This is a genomic window from Clostridium sartagoforme AAU1, assembly GCF_000401215.1.
Classification (GTDB): Bacteria; Bacillota; Clostridia; order Clostridiales; family Clostridiaceae; genus Clostridium; species Clostridium sartagoforme.
In genome coordinates this window covers 1-18,077 of sequence record NZ_ASRV01000035.1, presented here as the reverse complement: position 1 = coordinate 18,077, position 18,077 = coordinate 1, and the positions used below count along the sequence as shown (strand labels likewise).

Annotated in this window: 16 protein-coding genes and 1 other annotated feature; of the genes, 11 read left to right on the top strand and 5 right to left on the bottom strand. The window is 28.5% G+C overall.

Annotated elements, in window-relative coordinates; all coding sequences use genetic code 11:
- Positions 1 to 104 precede the first annotated feature (104 nt).
- A complete protein-coding gene (locus tag A500_RS03225; protein WP_016206154.1) occupies positions 105 to 1,271 on the top strand; it encodes an AI-2E family transporter in 1,167 nt (388 codons plus the stop codon).
- Positions 1,272 to 1,375: 104 nt separating this feature from the next.
- Here A500_RS03225 and A500_RS03220 read toward each other — a convergent pair whose 3' ends face one another.
- The 3 genes from A500_RS03220 to A500_RS03210 all read right to left on the bottom strand — a co-directional run bounded on the left by A500_RS03220 (position 1,376) and on the right by A500_RS03210 (position 3,779).
- Positions 1,376 to 2,203, bottom strand: coding sequence for a TPM domain-containing protein (locus A500_RS03220; protein WP_016206153.1), 828 nt, complete (start codon positions 2,201 to 2,203; stop codon positions 1,376 to 1,378).
- Positions 2,204 to 2,205: 2 nt separating this feature from the next.
- Positions 2,206 to 2,775: a LemA family protein gene (locus A500_RS03215; RefSeq protein ID WP_016206152.1), complete on the bottom strand. Its 570-nt coding sequence runs from the start codon at positions 2,773 to 2,775 to the stop codon at positions 2,206 to 2,208.
- A 92-nt stretch (positions 2,776 to 2,867) separates the two neighbouring features.
- The gene (locus tag A500_RS03210; protein ID WP_242835037.1) at positions 2,868 to 3,779 is read right to left on the bottom strand and encodes a prenyltransferase; all 912 of its coding nucleotides are present in this window, start codon (positions 3,777 to 3,779) and stop codon (positions 2,868 to 2,870) included.
- A gap of 187 nt (positions 3,780 to 3,966) precedes the next feature.
- Here A500_RS03210 and A500_RS03205 point away from each other — a divergent pair, with 187 nt between their 5' ends.
- From A500_RS03205 to A500_RS03170, 10 genes are all read left to right on the top strand, one after another.
- The gene (locus tag A500_RS03205; RefSeq protein WP_016206150.1) at positions 3,967 to 5,016 is read left to right on the top strand and encodes a galactose ABC transporter substrate-binding protein; all 1,050 of its coding nucleotides are present in this window, start codon (positions 3,967 to 3,969) and stop codon (positions 5,014 to 5,016) included.
- Positions 5,017 to 5,099: 83 nt separating this feature from the next.
- Entirely contained in the window at positions 5,100 to 6,599 is a 1,500-nt protein-coding gene (gene mglA, locus A500_RS03200) for a galactose/methyl galactoside ABC transporter ATP-binding protein MglA (protein ID WP_016206149.1), read from the top strand.
- 16 nt (positions 6,600 to 6,615) lie between these two features.
- Complete coding sequence (mglC, locus tag A500_RS03195) at positions 6,616 to 7,638, top strand: galactose/methyl galactoside ABC transporter permease MglC (RefSeq protein WP_016206148.1); 1,023 nt, start codon at positions 6,616 to 6,618, stop codon at positions 7,636 to 7,638.
- Positions 7,639 to 7,659: 21 nt separating this feature from the next.
- Positions 7,660 to 7,827 (top strand): hypothetical protein, encoded by a 168-nt coding sequence (locus tag A500_RS20695; RefSeq protein WP_198010569.1) that lies wholly within the window; start codon positions 7,660 to 7,662, stop codon positions 7,825 to 7,827.
- A gap of 175 nt (positions 7,828 to 8,002) precedes the next feature.
- On the top strand, positions 8,003 to 9,613 hold the full coding sequence (locus A500_RS03190; RefSeq protein WP_016206147.1) for a response regulator: 1,611 nt from the start codon (positions 8,003 to 8,005) through the stop codon (positions 9,611 to 9,613).
- A gap of 10 nt (positions 9,614 to 9,623) precedes the next feature.
- Complete coding sequence (locus tag A500_RS03185) at positions 9,624 to 11,414, top strand: sensor histidine kinase (protein ID WP_016206146.1); 1,791 nt, start codon at positions 9,624 to 9,626, stop codon at positions 11,412 to 11,414.
- Complete coding sequence (locus A500_RS03180; protein ID WP_016206145.1) at positions 11,414 to 12,385, top strand: substrate-binding domain-containing protein; 972 nt, start codon at positions 11,414 to 11,416, stop codon at positions 12,383 to 12,385. Before A500_RS03185 ends, A500_RS03180 begins: the two co-directional genes overlap by 1 nt.
- 27 nt (positions 12,386 to 12,412) lie before the next feature.
- On the top strand, positions 12,413 to 13,291 hold the full coding sequence (locus A500_RS03175) for a galactose ABC transporter substrate-binding protein (protein ID WP_341349936.1): 879 nt from the start codon (positions 12,413 to 12,415) through the stop codon (positions 13,289 to 13,291).
- Positions 13,276 to 13,455, top strand: coding sequence for a hypothetical protein (locus A500_RS21870; protein ID WP_341349935.1), 180 nt, complete (start codon positions 13,276 to 13,278; stop codon positions 13,453 to 13,455). Before A500_RS03175 ends, A500_RS21870 begins: the two co-directional genes overlap by 16 nt.
- Positions 13,456 to 13,586: 131 nt before the next feature.
- Positions 13,587 to 13,830: a binding site (T-box leader), on the top strand.
- Positions 13,831 to 13,952: 122 nt separating this feature from the next.
- Entirely contained in the window at positions 13,953 to 15,245 is a 1,293-nt protein-coding gene (locus A500_RS03170; RefSeq protein ID WP_016206144.1) for a dicarboxylate/amino acid:cation symporter, read from the top strand.
- Positions 15,246 to 15,353: 108 nt separating this feature from the next.
- Here the strand turns inward: A500_RS03170 and trxB are convergent, their stop codons facing one another.
- A complete protein-coding gene (trxB, locus tag A500_RS03165) occupies positions 15,354 to 17,015 on the bottom strand; it encodes a thioredoxin-disulfide reductase (protein WP_016206143.1) in 1,662 nt (553 codons plus the stop codon).
- A 145-nt stretch (positions 17,016 to 17,160) separates the two neighbouring features.
- Entirely contained in the window at positions 17,161 to 17,724 is a 564-nt protein-coding gene (ahpC, locus tag A500_RS03160) for an alkyl hydroperoxide reductase subunit C (protein ID WP_016206142.1), read from the bottom strand.
- Positions 17,725 to 18,077 lie beyond the last annotated feature (353 nt).

Genomic DNA, 18,077 nt, shown 5'->3' with positions numbered 1-18,077 from the left:
TTTTTAAATTTAATATTTTATAAATAGGTTTATTAAGTTTTAATCTTATAGCATAATAATTATATAGATTATAAATTAAAATATATAATAGGAAGAGGTATAAAATGAAAGTAAATTGGAATAGTAAATATACAACAATAGCCACTTATTCATTTATAGTTGCAATTTTAGTAATATTATTTTATTTAGCAATATCCCAGGTTACTATATTTACAGATAAACTAGATTCAATAATTATTATAATGCAACCGTTTATAATTGGATTCTCAATTGCATATATAATAAATTTTTTATTAAACTTTTATGAAAAAATAGTTTTTGAAATGAAATATGTAAAGAAATTAAAGATAAAGTCAAAAAGAGGGTTAGCAATAATATTTTCATATATAACAGCTTTTTTTATAATTAGTATGTTTATAAAATTTTTATTACCTCAGCTTATAGATAGTGTTATAGGATTAGTAAATAATATTCCAACATATATAATGAACTCTACAAAATTTGCAAATGAAACAATATTGAAATTAAATATAGAAGAGCGATACTCACAAATGTTGTTAGACAACTTTAATAATTTAGTAAACTACATAATTAAGTTTGCAACCAATTTAATTCCTGCATTTGGTGGCTTTTTAGCTGATATTCTTTCAAGTATATGGAATGTGGTTTTAGGAATAATAGTATCAGTTTATTTATTAATAGATAAAGAAAAGTTATGTGCATTAAGCAAAAAAATTACTTATGGATTATTCTCAAAAGAATATGCTGATGGGATTATTGAATTAGCGCATAGAAGTAATTATACTTTTGGAAGATTTATAGTAGGGAAAATAATTGATTCTTTAATAATAGGGATATTGACATTTATAGTATTAACTATATTTTCAATTCCATATACAATATTAGTATCAGCAATAGTTTGTATAACTAATGTTATACCTTTTTTTGGTCCCTTTATAGGAGCAATTCCGTCTTTTATAATAATTTTATTTATATCACCAGTTAAAGCCATATGGTTTTTAGTAATAATTTTATTTATACAACAATTAGATGGTAATGTAATAGGACCAAAGATTTTAGGAGACTCAATAGGAATATCAGCATTCTGGATATTATTTTCTATATTAGTTGCAGGGAAGTTATTGGGAATAATAGGAATGATAATAGGAGTGCCATTATTTGCAATTTTTTATTCTATAGTAAAGTATTTTATAGAAAGTAAATTAAGAAAAAAAGGATTAAATACTGAAACAAAGGATTATATGAAATAGGTTTCTTTGTTGTAGAAATATAAATAAGCTAAAGCTAAAAAGGAGTTGTTATTAAAACAGCTCCTTTTTATGTAAATTTATAAGTTTAAATGAATATTTACAAATTACCAACTTCCAGAAGAACCTCCGCCATTTGAAGAGCCACCGCCAAATCCACCGAATCCACCGCCAGAGCCGCCGAAGCCTCCAAATCCGCCACCGCCACCGGAGCCTCTGCCTCCAGGACCACCGCGTCTTCCGAAGAAACTACTCCAAAAAAGAACTTTAAAAATTGTTCTTATTATTCTTCCACGATTAAAAATTATATCAAGTATAAGAAGCACTAGTATTATACCAATAGGTATGGCATCAAAAATATTACTTGAATCTTGCCTATTAGATTCTTTAGGAATTTCTATATTTAGTGATTTGCTTAAAGTAACACCATATTCTTCTGCAATAAGGTCATTAAAAGTACTATAGCTTTTTATTATTCCAGAACCATAATTGTCGTTTTTAAAATCATCTGTAGCTAAGGACTCCATGACTCTATTACTTAAAGCATCTGGTATTACACCTTCTAAACCTCTTCCAACTTCTACTCTCCACTTTCTATCCTTGATGGCAACTAAAATTAACAAACCGTTATCTTTAGCCTTTTGCCCTATTCCCCAAGAACGAAATAGGTTTATTGAGTAATTCTCAATAGGAATATTATCTGTAGTATCTATAATTACAACAATAGATTGAGCTCCAGTTTTATCTTCAAGCTCTTTTCCTAAAGAGACAATTGTTTCTATTTCATTTGAATTTAGTATATTCGAATAATCATTTATATACTTATAATTTGTAGGTGAAGGATAATTAACTTGTGCTGAAATTGAAATTGAAAAACTAAAAATTATTAAAAGAGAAGATAATAATATTTTTTTTAACTTACTTATAACATTCATAATTATCTAGAAAAATCAACGGAAGGCACTTCACTAGCATTATCACTTGCTTTATAAAGTTGCTTTTCCTCGAATCTAAATATTGAAGAAATTATATTAGTAGGAAATCTTCTCATCTTAGTATTGTAATTAGTTACAGCTGTATTATAATCTTGCCTAGCAACAGCTATTCTATTTTCTGTTCCTTCTAACTGAATACTTAAATCTTTGAAGTTTTGATTGGATTTTAAATCAGGATAATTTTCTACTACTACAAGTAATCGAGAAAGAGCACCTGATAATTCACTATCTGCATTTGCTTGTTCAGATATATTTGAAGCTCCAGAAAGTTTACTTCTTGCATTGGCAATATCAGTAAAAATATCTTTTTCTTGAGTAGCATATCCCTTAACTGTATTAACTAGATTAGGTATTAAATCAGATCTTCTTTGCAATTGAGTATCTATATTGGATTCAGAAATATTAACAAGTTGCTCTAAAGATACTAATTTATTATAACTAGAAATTATAGGGAATATAATTATAATAATAACTACAATTATAGCTATTAATATTTTTAGTCCTTTTTTCATAAAAAAATACATCTCCTTTCTATATTAAATATTATATGTAGAAGAAAGATGTATTATTAAATATTTAATTTATAATTACTCTAAAAATGGATCTATCCAATAAATAAAGTTAAGATTAAAAGTAGGGTAAAAGTCCAATGCAAATTATTAGTATACGGTATCCCAAGCTTTTCAAAGTTACAAACAGATTTATGAGCTTTTAAAGCTATTGGTAATGTTATAAATACTAATAATGAAATAGCAGGATAAAATCCTGTTATTACGTATAGTAGCGTTAATACATAAGCTCCAAAAACTAAAAATCTATAAATATACTTACTATATTTGCTTCCAATTCTAACGCTTAATGTTCCAAGACTTAAATTAGCATCTCTTTTAAAATCTCTCATCTCATTACTTATCATTAAAGCGGGAATAATGAAAGAAGCAGGTAAAGATAACAATATTGGATATAAGCTTATAGATTGGGTAAATGGATAAGAAGCACCTAAAACCATTAATGGCCCCATTGTTATAAAGGAAATTGGCACTCCAAGTCCTTTTCTTTTAAAAACAAAAGGTTCACCAGTATATGCATAAGCAGAAAATATTCCAACTACACCGATAAGTAACATTTTTAAATCAGTTATGTAAATAAGATATAAACCACTTAAAGAAGATAGCCCAAAGCAAAGCATGGCCCAAAGAAAAACATATATATCAAAATAAGTTCTTTCTACTCCTAAAAACTTTATTTTTCTTCCACTAGGTCTATAATATCTAAAACTTCCTTCAAAATAATCATTTACTAAATTAGCACCGGATTGAGCTAGTATACCGGCAATAGTTATAATCAAAATTAATATAATATCACTAGAGCTATTTAAATTTATAAATCCCATTTTGTATGCGGATGCAATTCCAAGAGTTGTAGAACCTATTGCCAAGGTTAGTGAAAATGGGCGAAATGCCTTCCAAGAGTCTTTAATGAATTTTAATACGTATTCTTTATTCAAACCAACCACCTCATTTATTTAATAGTAACGAGAAATTCTATCATAAAAAAGAAATTTTTTCAATTAACAACATCTAAGAATTTCGATAGAAGTGTTAAGTTTTTTGTATGGAAGTAATTAGCATATAAATTTATAATAATAAATGTAAACGAAATCAATTTAATGTTAACGATTTTTATAAAGGTGGAGGGTTAATATGAAAAAGGTTAAAAAATTACTTACAATGGCAATGGCTACAGTTATGGTTACAGCTTCATTAGTAGGCTGTGGAGGTAAGACGGAATCTCCAAGTGGTGGAGACACATCAAAGGGAGATAAAGTTAAGGTTGGGGTATGTTTATACAAATTCGATGATACTTATATTTCAACAGTTCGTCAAAACTTAGAAAAATTACAATCTGAAAACTCAGATAAAGTTGAGTTTACTTTCTATGATGGAAAAGGTGACCAAGCTACTCAAAATGATAGTATAGATACATTACTTCAAAAGGATGTGGATCTTTTATTAGTTAATTTAGTTGATACAGGAGCAGCTCCAACAGTAATCGATAAGATTAAAGCAGCTGAAAAACCTGTAGTATTATTTAACAGAGAGCCATCAGCAGATGCTATAAAAGCATATGACAAAGCTATATTTGTTGGGACAAATGCAAAAGAAGCTGGAGTTATGCAAGGAGAAATACTTTCAAAAGCATGGGAAGGTAATAAGGCAGCTATAGATAAAAATGGAGATGGAGTATTACAATATGTAATGTTAAAGGGTGAACCTGATAATCCAGAAGCAGTTGCAAGAACTCAATATTCAGTTTCGACTTTAAATGATAAGGGAGTTAAAACAGAAGAATTAGCACTTCAAGTTTGTAACTGGGATCAAGCGTTAGCACAAAATGCTACAGAAGCATGGTTCTCAAAATTTGGTGATAAGATTGAAGCAGTAATAGCTAATAACGATGGTATGGCTCAAGGGGCTATAGCAGCATTAACAGCTCAAGGATATAACAATGGTGATGCAGCAAAAACTATTCCAGTTATAGGTGTTGATGCTACAGCAGCAGCTCAAGACTTAATTTCTAAAGGATTTATGTTAGGATCAGTTCTTCAAGATGCAGAAGGAATGGCTAAAGCATTATATGAAACAGGAATGAATTTAGCAGCTGGTAAAGGCGCTGTAGATGGAACTTCATATAAGTTCGATGACTCAGGAGTTGCAGTACGTATTCCATATCAAGAATATATTAAAAAATAATATAGCATATAGAATTAAAAAAACTGCATAGTGTATTTTCACTATGCAGTTTAATAAATAATAGAAAAGTGGTGAAGTAAGTTATGGCAGATATAAAATATGTTCTTGAGATGATGGATATAAGTAAGGAATTTCCAGGGGTTAAAGCGCTAGATAATGTTCAATTGAAAGTAAGACCAGGAACTGTACATGCTTTGATGGGAGAAAATGGAGCAGGTAAATCTACTTTAATGAAATGTTTATTCGGAGTTTATATTGAAGATAGTGGAGAAATTTTAATAGAAGGTGAAAAGAGTAAGTTTTCTAATCCAAAGCAAGCTATGGATAATGGCGTTGCTATGGTTCACCAAGAATTAAACCAAGTTTTACAAAGAAATGTTATGGATAATATATGGCTTGGAAGATATCCAGGAAATGCTGGAATAGTAAGCGAAAAAATAATGTATGAAGAAACTAAAAAAATATTAGATGAATTAGAAATAGATGTTGACCCAAAAATGAAGATGGCCAAACTATCTGTTTCCCAAAGACAAATGGTTGAAATAGCTAAGGCAGTTTCATATAATGCGAAAATTTTAGTGTTAGACGAACCTACATCATCATTAACTAATGAAGAAGTTAATCACTTATTTAGAATTATAAATAAATTAAGAGATAAGGGCTGCGGTATTATATATATTTCTCATAAAATGGAGGAAATTCTTCAAATATCAGATGATGTAACAATTATGCGCGATGGTAAGTGGATAGATACACTTTCGGCTAAGGATCTTACAACAGATAAAATAATTAAGTTAATGGTTGGACGTGATTTGACTAATAGATTCCCACCAAAGACAAATAAACCACAAGATGTTATTTTGGAAGTGAAAAATTTAACGGGTGCTTTTCAACCTTCAATTAAGGAAGTATCATTTGAATTAAGAAAGGGAGAAATACTTGGAATTGCAGGTTTAGTAGGCTCTAAAAGAACTGAATTATTAGAAACAGTATTTGGAATAGCTAAACATAGTGATGGGGAAATAATTCTTCATGGTAAAAAAGTAGAGAATTCTGATTCACGTAAGGCTATAAAAAATGGATTTGCGCTATTAACAGAGGAGCGTAGAGCTACAGGTATATTTGGACAACTTGATATTAAATTTAATACCATGATTGCTAATATAGATGGATATAGTAAATATGGAGTATTAGATAATAAAAAGATGACTAAAGATACTAAATGGACAATAGATAGTATGAAGGTTAAAACTCCTAGTCAAAAAACTTTGATTAGAAGTTTATCAGGAGGAAACCAACAAAAAGTAATAATAGGAAGATGGCTTTTAACTAATCCAGAAATACTACTATTGGATGAACCAACAAGAGGCATAGATGTTGGAGCTAAATATGAAATTTATCAACTTATTATAGATTTAGCTAATAAAGGCAAAGGGGTAATAGTTGTATCTTCTGAAATGCCTGAATTATTAGGAATATGCGATAGAATACTTGTAATGTCAAATGGAAAAGTAGCTGGAATAGGTGATGCAGACAAATTGTCACAAGAAGATATTATGTCTATGGCTGCTAAATATATTTAGAATAGAGGTGTAACTTATGAACAAAGTTAAATTAAATAAAGAGTCCTTACAAAATTTCTTACTGAATTATGCATTGTATATAGTATTATTTATAATGATAGTGTTCTTTGTTATAAAGGAACCAGGATTCCTTTCATTAAAGAATCTTACTAATATTTTAAGCCAAGCATCAACTCGTGGAATACTTGCGTTAGGAGTAGCGGGACTTATTGTGCTTCAAGGTACAGACCTATCAGCAGGACGTATATTAGGCTTTACAGCTATAATATCAGCATCATTATTACAATCAACAACATATGCTGCAAGAATGTATCCTAATTTAAAAGCATTACCATTAATATTACCAATGTTTTTAGCAATAGTTATTGGTGGTATATTTGGGGCTATAAATGGATTTGGTGTTGCAAAATTGAAGGTCCATGCATTTATTATTACTTTAGGTACTCAACTTATAGCTTATGGAGCATCATGTTTGTATATTGATAGGCCTCCACTAGGAGCTCAACCAGTTGCTAATTTAGATGAAAGATATACTAAATTTGTTAATGGATATTTAAGATTAGGTAGTGTAGAAATACCATATTTAATATTTTATCTTGCAATTGTAGCTGCAATAATGTGGTTTGTATGGAATAAAACTAAACTTGGTAAGAATATGTTTGCTATAGGTGGTAATCCAGAAGCAGCAGCAGTTTCAGGTGTAAACTTAGTTAAGAACATAATGATTATATTTATAATATCAGGTGTACTTTATGGATTAGCAGGTTTCTTGGAAGCAGCAAGAGCTGGATCTACAACAACAAGTACAGGGTTTAACTATGAATTAGATGCAATTTCAGCCTGCGTTGTTGGTGGAGTATCATTCACTGGTGGAATAGGAACAATTCCAGGAGTACTTATTGGAACAGTTTTACTACAAGTTATAAACTATGGATTGAACTTTATTGGAGTAAATGCTTATTGGCAATATATAATAAGAGGTTTAATAATAATAGTAGCCGTTTCATTAGACGTAAGAAAATATATAGCTAAAAAATAATCAAAAAGGGAATGATGTTAAATGCAAAATGAAACTGTAAATGAAAATATTAAAGAAGAAGTTCCCAAAAAAACAGTTAGAGATACTTTATATGGTAACTTAGATGTATCAGTTAAAACAATGGATAGGTTTCTTGCAGTGTTATTTATATTATTAGCATTGTCATTAATCATAGGTGTATTAGTATAAATTTTAAATATTAATCATAAAAATAGGATAAGATTTAGGAAATCTTATCCTATTTTTTTGCATTTAAAACATTTACATAAAAATAATTATAAAAATGTGCTATAATTATTTTGAGTATTTAGACAATTGAATGTACATATTTATGGTTATACATATATTATTTGGGAGGTTGTTTATGGGGTTATATAAATTAATGATAGTAGATGACGAAGAAGAAATAAGGCTTGGTGTAATAAAAAAAATAAATTGGGCAGAACAAGGTTTTGAAGTGGTAGGAGATGCTGAAAATGGGCAAGAAGCTTTAGAAATGGCAGAAAAACTTCATCCGGATGTTATAATGACAGATATTAAAATGCCATTTATGGATGGTCTAGAATTAGGGAAAAGAATCACAGATATAATGCCATCTACTAAAATAATAATATTTTCTGGATCAGATGATTTAGAATACGCCCATAAAGCAATTAAAATAAATGTTGTGGAATATGTTTTAAAGCCCATTAACTCTATTGAACTTATAGAAGTTTTAAAAAGATTAAAAGAAAAACTGGACAAAGAGTATGATGCAAAAAGAAATGTAGAAATATTAAAAAATCATTACTTAGAAAGTATTCCAGTAATAAGAGAACAATTTCTTGTAGGAGCTTTAGAAGGAAGAATAACTAAGGAACAATGGGTTGAAGATGAAAAAAAATTAGGATTAGATTTTATAAATAAATATTTATCTGTATCACTAATTGGAATAGATGGTGCAATAAGTTATGATTCAGAAGGAGAAAGTTTGCAAAATGATGTTGGACTAATATCTATATCTATAAAAAATATAGTAGATGAAATTATGGCAAACTATTGCGAATTTATAAGTTTCCCATACTCAGATAAAGTAGTTGTTTTAGCTACATTTGATGAAAAAGATAAAATAATGAGATTTATAAAAGGATTAAATGAAGTAATTAAAGTATTTGAATGTACTTTCGGAAGTACAATATCAGCAGGGATAGGAAGGGTATATGATGACATATCAAAGATAAGATTTTCATATAGCACTGCACAAAGTGCATTAAGTTACAGACCTATTTTAGGTAATGGAAAAACTATATATATAGAAGATGTGGAACCAGATAATTCTATACAATTACAATTTGATGAACAAGAAGAAATTAAGTTTCTAAATGCAATAAAATTATCAACAAAAGAAGAAATTAAAGAAGTAGTTGAAAATATATTTAGAAAATTAGAAGAATCTTTTGTACCACTAGTAAAATATAGAATATATATAATGGAAGTATTGACCTCGTTATTAAAATTAACTCAAACTTACAATATAGAAATTAAAGAGGTCTTTGGAGAAAACTTTAATTGCTATGTATATTTAAATGAGTTAGATTCAATAGAAGAAATAAGATTATGGTTTATAGATAAATCTATAAAATTGAATGAGCTTATAAAAAAGGAAAGAATCAATTCATCAAAACTTTTAGTAGAAAAAGCTAAGGATTATATAAAAAATAATTATAATGACTATGAAATGTCAGTAGAAAAGCTTTGCTCAAAATTACATGTAAGTCCAACCTATTTTTCTACTATATTTAAAAAGGAAACTGATATGAGTTTTGTAAATTACTTAACATCAGTACGGTTAGAAGAAGCAGTAAAGCTATTAAATACTACAGATGATAAAACTTATATAATAGCAACTAAAGTTGGATACCAGGAAGCAAATTATTTTAGTTATGTATTTAAAAAACAATTTGGAATATCACCATCAAGGTACAGAAAGAATTGAGTGAGTTAATATGTTAGGTTCTATTAAAAAGAAAATAATAGGTTATTATAGGAAAGCAAGTTTTAAATATATAATATCTATATCTTTTACAATAGTAGCTGTTATTGGAATGATAGTTGTAGGTGGAGCACTTTATTTAAGATTTATTAATTCAACAGAAGAAATGGTTTCTAAAAATAATAAATCCATATTGGAACAAGTTAATTTAAATTTAGATGCTTACTTAAGAAAAATGATGAAAATATCAGATACTATATATTATAGAGCAATAAAGAAAACTGATTTATCAACTGAAAGTATAGATAAGGAAATGGATTTAATTTATGAAGCAAATAAAGATTATCTTATAAGTATAAGTTTGTTTTCAAATTATGGAGAGGTAATAGCCTCATATCCATTACAACAATTAAAAAATAATATAGATCCAAGAGAAAATGAGTGGTTTAAAAGTGCAATAAACAGAAGAGAAAATTTACATTTTTCTACGCCACATGTACAAAATTTATTTTACGATCCTAATTATAAATATACATGGGTAGTATCATTAAGTAGAGCAGTAGAACTTACTGAAAGTGGAAAGATTAATGGTGGAGTACTTTTAGTAGATATGAATTTCAGTGGAATAGAGCAAATATGTAAAAATGTTGATATGGGGAAAAATGCATATGTTTATCTTATAGATAGGGATGGAGAAATAATATATCATCCAAGGCAACAACTGATATATTCCAATTTAATAAAAGAAAATAATTATGAAGCAGCAAAATATGAGGATGGAAATTATATTGAAAATTTTCAGGGAAATAAAAGATCGGTAACAGTAAAAACTGTTGGATATACAGGATGGAAAATAGTAGCCATATCTCCAATGGCAAATATAACAGAAGATTATTATCAAATTAGGATATTTGCTATATTTATAATGCTTTTTGGGATATTCATATTAATATCACTTAATATGTTTGTATCATCACGTATAGCAAATCCCATAAAAGAGTTAGAAAAATCAGTTAATGAATTTGAAAATGGAGTAGTTAGCTTAAATATATCAGAAAAAGGCTCTTATGAAATACAGCATCTTGGAAAAGCAATAAAATCTATGGTAAAGCAAATGAATATACTTATGAAAAATGTAATGAATGAGCAGGAAGAAAAAAGAAAAAGTGAACTAAATGCATTACAAGCACAAATAAATCCTCATTTTTTGTATAATACTTTAGATTCTATTATTTGGATGATAGAAAATGAAAATTATGATGGCGCTATAATAATGGTTACAGCATTAGCAAGATTTTTTAGAATAAGTTTGAGCAAAGGAAAAAATGTAATAACAGTTAGAGATGAATTAGAACATGCGAGAAATTATTTAACAATACAAAATATAAGATATAAAAATAAATTTACTTATGATATTAAAGCAGAAGAAAATACTTTGAACCTTGCTAGTATTAAACTTATAATTCAGCCATTAATTGAAAATGCAATATATCATGGTATGGAATATATGAGTGGAGATGGAGATATAATGGTACAAGCTTATATAAAGAATAATGATTTATATATAGATATCATTGATAATGGGCTTGGCATGCCTCAAGAAGTAGCAGATAAATTATTAATAGGTGAAAGTAATATCCAAAAGAAGGGGTCAGGAATAGGATTAAGAAATGTTCATGAGAGAATAAAATTATATTTTGGAGAAAACTATGGATTAGAGGTATATAGTGAGCCAGACGAAGGAACTACAATAAGCGTTCATATGCCATGTATTGATTACTATAGTATTAAGGAGGAGAAATAATGAGAATAAAGAAAAAACTCATTTTTATAGTTTTATTTATTATGCTTATATCCTCATTTTTAATACTTTTAGAAGAAGGCAGAAAAAAAGAAGTCAGGGTATATGATATTTCAGTGATAGTAAGAGGAAGAAATAGCGAGGGATGGAGAATAATAAAAGAAGGAATGGAACAAGCTGCCTCTGAAATGAATGTAAACATAAGATTTCTTACTCTCCTAGAAGAAAATAGTATAAAAGAACAAAAGGAATTAATGGAAAGAGAGATTAATTCAGGAACAGATGCAATATTAATAGCTCCAGCAGATTATCAAGAAATGGTCAGTATAATAGAAAGCTCAAGAAGAAAATTACCAATAATTTTATTTGAATCAAGAATAGAAACAGATCAAGATATACCGTATATATCTTGTGATAATTATAAACTAGGACAAAGTTTAGCAGAAGAAGTTATAAAGAATGGGAATACTGATAAGAAGATTTCTATAATTAAAAGTGATTTAAGCTGTAGTAGTATTAATGAAAGATACTTAGGATTTATAGATGAAATAAGTAATAGTAAAAATAACTATGAATTTTTAGAACTTCCAAGTGATGAAGTTCAGCTTTACAATAAGATGAGAGATATTATGGAGAAAAGAGAAACTGATGTGATAGTTGCATTTGATCCCAATATTTTAGAAAGCATAGGAAGAGTTAAAAAATATGTTATGAATGATATTAATGGAAAATCTAATATTGAGCTATATGGTACAGGTAGTACGAGCTTGATTATATCATTAATTGAAGAGAAAATAATAGACTCAATTGCTATACAAAATGATTTCAATGTAGGGTACTTAAGTGTAAAAGCTTCTGTATCAGAAATAGAAGAAAGTACATTAGATAGAAGCATAATAACATCAACAATAATAAATAGTAGAAATATGTATTCTAAAGAAAATCAAAGAATGTTATTTCCATTTGTTAGATAAACAATTCAATGCTTATAGGAGGTCAAGGTGAAGAAGGGGAAAAATTTAATTAATATGTTTAGTTTAATTCTAATATCTACTCTTATTATAGGCTGCAATGAAGATAGTAATATTAAATCTAAGAAAGAGATAAAGATAGGGGTAACACTATATAGACAAGATGATACTTTTATATCAACGATTACTAAAAGTTTAGAGGAAATAGCAAAAGAAAATGAAAATAATGATAGAACTAAAGTTATACTTGATTTTGTTGATGCTAAGGGGAGCACAATAAATCAAGGAAATCAAGTAGATAGATTTATAAATCAAGATTATGATGTTATATGTGTTAATTTAGTTGATAGAACAGCAGCATCAACAATAATAGATAAATCAAAATCAGCCGATATACCCATAATATTCTTTAATAGAGAACCAGTAGAAGAAGATATGAGTAGATGGGATAAGTTATATTATGTAGGTGCTCAAGCAGAACAATCAGCACGATTACAAGCTGATATAATTGTAGATGAATGGATATCTAAAAAGGTTTTAATAGATAAAAACAAAGACAATAAAATTCAATATGTTATGCTCGAAGGTGAACCAGGACATCAGGACTCTCTAATAAGAACAGAATACTGTATAAAATCAATCACCGAAAGAGGAATAGAATTAGAAAAGTTGGCAGATGATAGTGCAAATTGGCAAAGCGATCAAGGAATAACTAAGATGAATCAATGGATTAAAGAATTTGGGGATAATATTGAAGTTGTATTTAGCAATAATGATGAAATGGCACTGGGAGCAATACATGCAATTAATGCTAATAATGTATTTACTCAAAAACCACTTGTTGTTGGAATAGATGGCATAAAAGAAGCTATGGACTCTGTAAAAAAGGGGAGATGGCTGGAACTGTAATAAGTGATTCTAAGGCACAAGCCAAAGCTATTTTTGACATTGCAATGGCATTATCTACAGGACATAATATAGAAGAAGTGGAAGGTATTCAAGATAATAAGTATATAAAAGTAGGACATACAAAAATAACATCTAAAAATGTGGATTTATATATTGATAAATAAAATTACTCAAGGAGCTTTCGCAAGATGGCTCCTTTAAATTTATGGTTAAAATTGTAATAAAAATAAGCTATATTTTATATTGACAATGAGGAAAATATAAAATATAATTTAATCATAGTAATCCGATATGATTAAAGACAATGAAGAGGAAAAGTAATTAATATAAATTTTTACAGAGAAGGCTAATTTGCTGAGATAGTCTACTATTTTATTAATGAAGTGCACCTTAGAGTTTAAAATCCGAAATTTTTAGTAGGGTTTTATGGGTTCTCCCATTATAGAGACAAGGTATTATTGTACCTGAAAGAGATGGATATATTATAATTATATATCTAATCAGAGTGGGACCGTGGAAGTTTACCTTCTGCCTCTGTATTTACAGTGGTGGTAGGTTTTTTTATTTGTACTATCTATAAAATGTTTAATAAAAGGACATAATATGGGGAGTATAAATTTATTAATCTAATAATTTAATTTAAATACTAGGAGGAATTAAAATGAATATTAATTTAATATTAGCTATCATATTATCAATAGCAGCACTATATGTAATTTATTTAGTAAAATCAAAAACTGGAAAGTTTTCTTATTCAACATTAACAGCTTTAACATTAGGTTTAATACTTGGAGCAATATTCAAGTCAGATATAAAGTTTATTGAAGTTCTAGGTAAGGGATATATATCATTAATTAAAATGATAGTAGTTCCATTAGTTATGGTATCAATAATAACTAGTATAATTAGACTTAAAAATTTAGATACTTTAAAAACAATAGGTATTAAAACTTTAGCAATATTGCTTGGTACAACAGGGGTTGCATCAATAATAGGTATAGTTATGGCAAAAGCATTTAATCTAGGACAAGGAATAAACTTTGCTGCTGTAGAAGGATTTAAAGCAAAAGAAATACCAGCTTTTACAAAAGTAATATTAGACTTTTTACCATCTAACCCAGTAGCATCAATAGTAAACAATCAAGTTATTCCAATAGTTATATTTTCACTTTTTATAGCTATAGCTTTAGTAATTGAAGATAATAAAAATCCTGAGAAGATTAAACCATTTAAAGATTTTATATTATCAACTTATGAATTAGTTTTAAGTATAACAAGAATGGTATTACAATTTATACCGTTTGGGGTGTTTGCACTAATTGCAGTAGCAGCAGCATCAAATGGAATGGATACAATAAAATCATTAATTAATGTTATTTTAGCAGTATATATAGCTTGTATATTACAAATAGTATTAGTTCATACTCCTTTAATATCATTTATTGCAAGAAAGAATCCATTGAAGTTCTTCAAAGATATTTTCCCAGCTCAAGTTGTAGCTTTTACAAGTCAAAGTAGTTATGGAACTTTACCTGTAACAATAAAGAGCTTAGTAGAAAATGCAAAAGTTTCTGAAAATATAGCAAGTTTTGTTGCTCCACTTGGATCAACAATAGGAATGAATGCTTGTGGAGGAATATATCCAGCAATAGTTGCAATATTTGTAGCAAATGTATTTAATGTTGATATGACAATGTATCACTATTTCTTAATAGTATTAACAACAATTGTATCATCAATAGGTATAGCAGGGGTTCCAGGTGCAGCAACTATGTCAACAACAGTTGTTTTATCAACTTTAGGATTACCTATAGAAGGAATGGCTATGGTAATGGCTGTAGATGCTATAATTGACATGATGAGAACAGCAACTAATGTTACAGGGTCTGCAGTTGCAGCCTTAGTAGTTGATGAAACTGAAAAAAGAAAAGAAAATAAAGCTTTAAAAGCTTAGTTAATATAATTATTTAAAATCTTAAATTAAGATAGTATATAAGTAGCTTTGATGTTAGAAGAAATAATAAAGAGGGAATTCAAATTTGAATTCCCTCTTTTTATGATATTATTTAAGTAATTTTACTATATCTTCAAGTTTCTTACCACCAAAATATACTTTAGAATCATTTATTATTAGTGCAGGAACACTCATAATTTTATGTTTATCTTTGATGTCTTTAAAGTTTGATAAATCTAGCATTTCTGTTTCAATATTAGGATTTTCTATAGCTATCCTTTGAGCTGCAGTTACAACTTCAGGGCAAACATGGCAAGAAAGAGATACTGCAACCTTAATATTTATTCGATTATCTATAGATTTAATTTCATTTAATATACCTTCATTTAATTCTTGACCTGGACCAGCTAAGTTATAAATAGCTAGGATAAATGAATTTAATTCATGACCTCCAGGTACTCCATGGAACTTAACACCACTATAGTTACCGTTTTTATCTAGTAGAGCAACTATAGGATATTTATCTGCATGAACTTTATCTTCCATTTCAGTATTTTCACCTTTTTTATAGATTATAGACGATACTTTATCACTTAAATCACATATATCTAAAACTAAATCTCTTAATTCTAGTGATTTAGAATTATTTTCATCAACTATTGAAACTAATGAAATATTATTTTCTATCTTAGCTAATATGCCTTTTAATTGATTTCTTAAGGTATCATTTAATAATTTACTTCTTCCAGATAAAGCTTTATTACTAGTAGGCCCTTCTTTCTTAACTTCTACTTTTTCTTCAATAACTTTTTCTTCAACTATTCCAAGTCTCTCTTTTTCAGAAGCCACATATCTTTCAGCATCTGTTGCAGCAATAGCACCATCTGCAACAGCTGTTACAACTTGTCTTAATAACTTAGGCCTTAAATCACCTGCGGCATATACACCTTTAATACTAGTTTCCATATTTTCGTTTGTTAGTATATATCCGTATCTATCCATTTCAATTTTGTCTTTGAAGATCTTAGTTTGTGGTTCATATCCTACAAATACAAATATACCAAATGTTCCATCTTCTTTAGGTGGGAAGTATTCAGACTTTTCATTAGTAACATTATTAATAAGCTTCACAGATCTTAAAACATCATCCCCAACTGCTTCTAAAACTTCTGTATTAAATCTTATTTCAATCTTTGGATTAGCTTTTACTTTATCTCCTATAGATTTAGCACAAGTAAATTCAGGTTCTCTAGCTATTATAATTACCTTTTTAGCAAATCTAGTTAAATAAATGGCTTCTTCAGCAGCAGCATAACCTGCCCCAATTACAAGAACCTCTAAATTATTAAAGAATTCTCCATCACAAGTAGCACAATAAGCAATACCTCTACCACCATATTCTATTTCACCTGGGAAACCAAGTTTTCTTGGTGAAGCACCTGTAGCTATAATTACAGCTCTACCTTGAAGTTCTCCATTATTTGTTTTGATGGTTTTGACCTCTCCATTAAAATCAACATCAAGCACGTCTGCTGTTTGGAATTTAACACCAAAATTTTCAGCTTGAGTTTTCATGTCTGATGTTAGATTAGGACCAGTTGTCTTTACAACGCCAGGATAGTTTACAATTTCAGCAGTACTATTAATTTGACCACCAGTATGTTCTTTTTCTATTATTAAAGTATTAAGTCTTGCTCTACCAGCATATAAACCTGCAGATAAGCCAGCAGGGCCTCCGCCAATTATTATTAGATCATATATTTTATTCATAAATTCCTCCTTAAGATTCCAATTGTATTATTAGATAATAATTATTATCAATTAGTTTATTAAAAAAATAGCGAGTTGCCTCGCTAATTTTTTAATATATGCTTGATATATAATGAGGAGCGATTAACTCCTCTTATGTTTTATATTAAAGTTTACCAACTAAGTCTAAGCTTGGTACTAAAGTTTCTTCACCTGGAGTCCAGTTTGCTGGACAAACTTGATCACCATGTTCTCTCACGAATTGAGCAGCTTGAACTTTTCTTAATAATTCTTCAGCATTTCTTCCAATTCCATTTTGATGAACTTCATAAGCTTGTATTATACCATCAGGATCAACTATAAATGTTCCTCTTAATGCAAGACCTTCTTCTTCAATAAGAACTTCGAACATTCTTGCCAATTTTCCAGTAGGGTCAGCTAACATTGGATATTTAATCTTTCCAATTGTTTCTGTTGTATCAGCCCATGCCTTATGAACAAAGTGTGTATCTTCAGATACTGAATAAATTTCAGCTCCTATTTCCTTAAAGCTATCATAATGATCTGCTAAATCTCCTAATTCAGTTGGGCAAACAAATGTGAAATCTGCTGGATAGAAAAAGAATATTCCCCAGTTTCCTAAAACATCTTCCTTTGATACTTCCTTAAAGTTACCATTATGGTAAGCTTGAACTTTAAAGTCTTCTAAATTTTTTCCTATTAATGACATAAATTTTTCCTCCTCATGTTTTAAAAATTACTATGTATTAATAATAATTATTATTTAATAAGAAGTCAATAGTATTTGAAGAAATAATTGATAAATTTTCTCAACTATCTTAAGAACTATATGGTATAAAGTATATTTATACTAAGTTGAAATAAATATTCTACATTTAACTTAAAGTATCTCTGAGGTTGATATTATTTAAGTAAAGTCAGTATTTCAGCAACTTATATAAAAAATTAAAAACTATATGCTTTAAATTCTGCTATTTTACTTAAATAAACCTATTAACTTTTAATTTTATAAGATTGTAATGAGGTAGATTATTAATTGAAACATATATGTAAAACTTTATA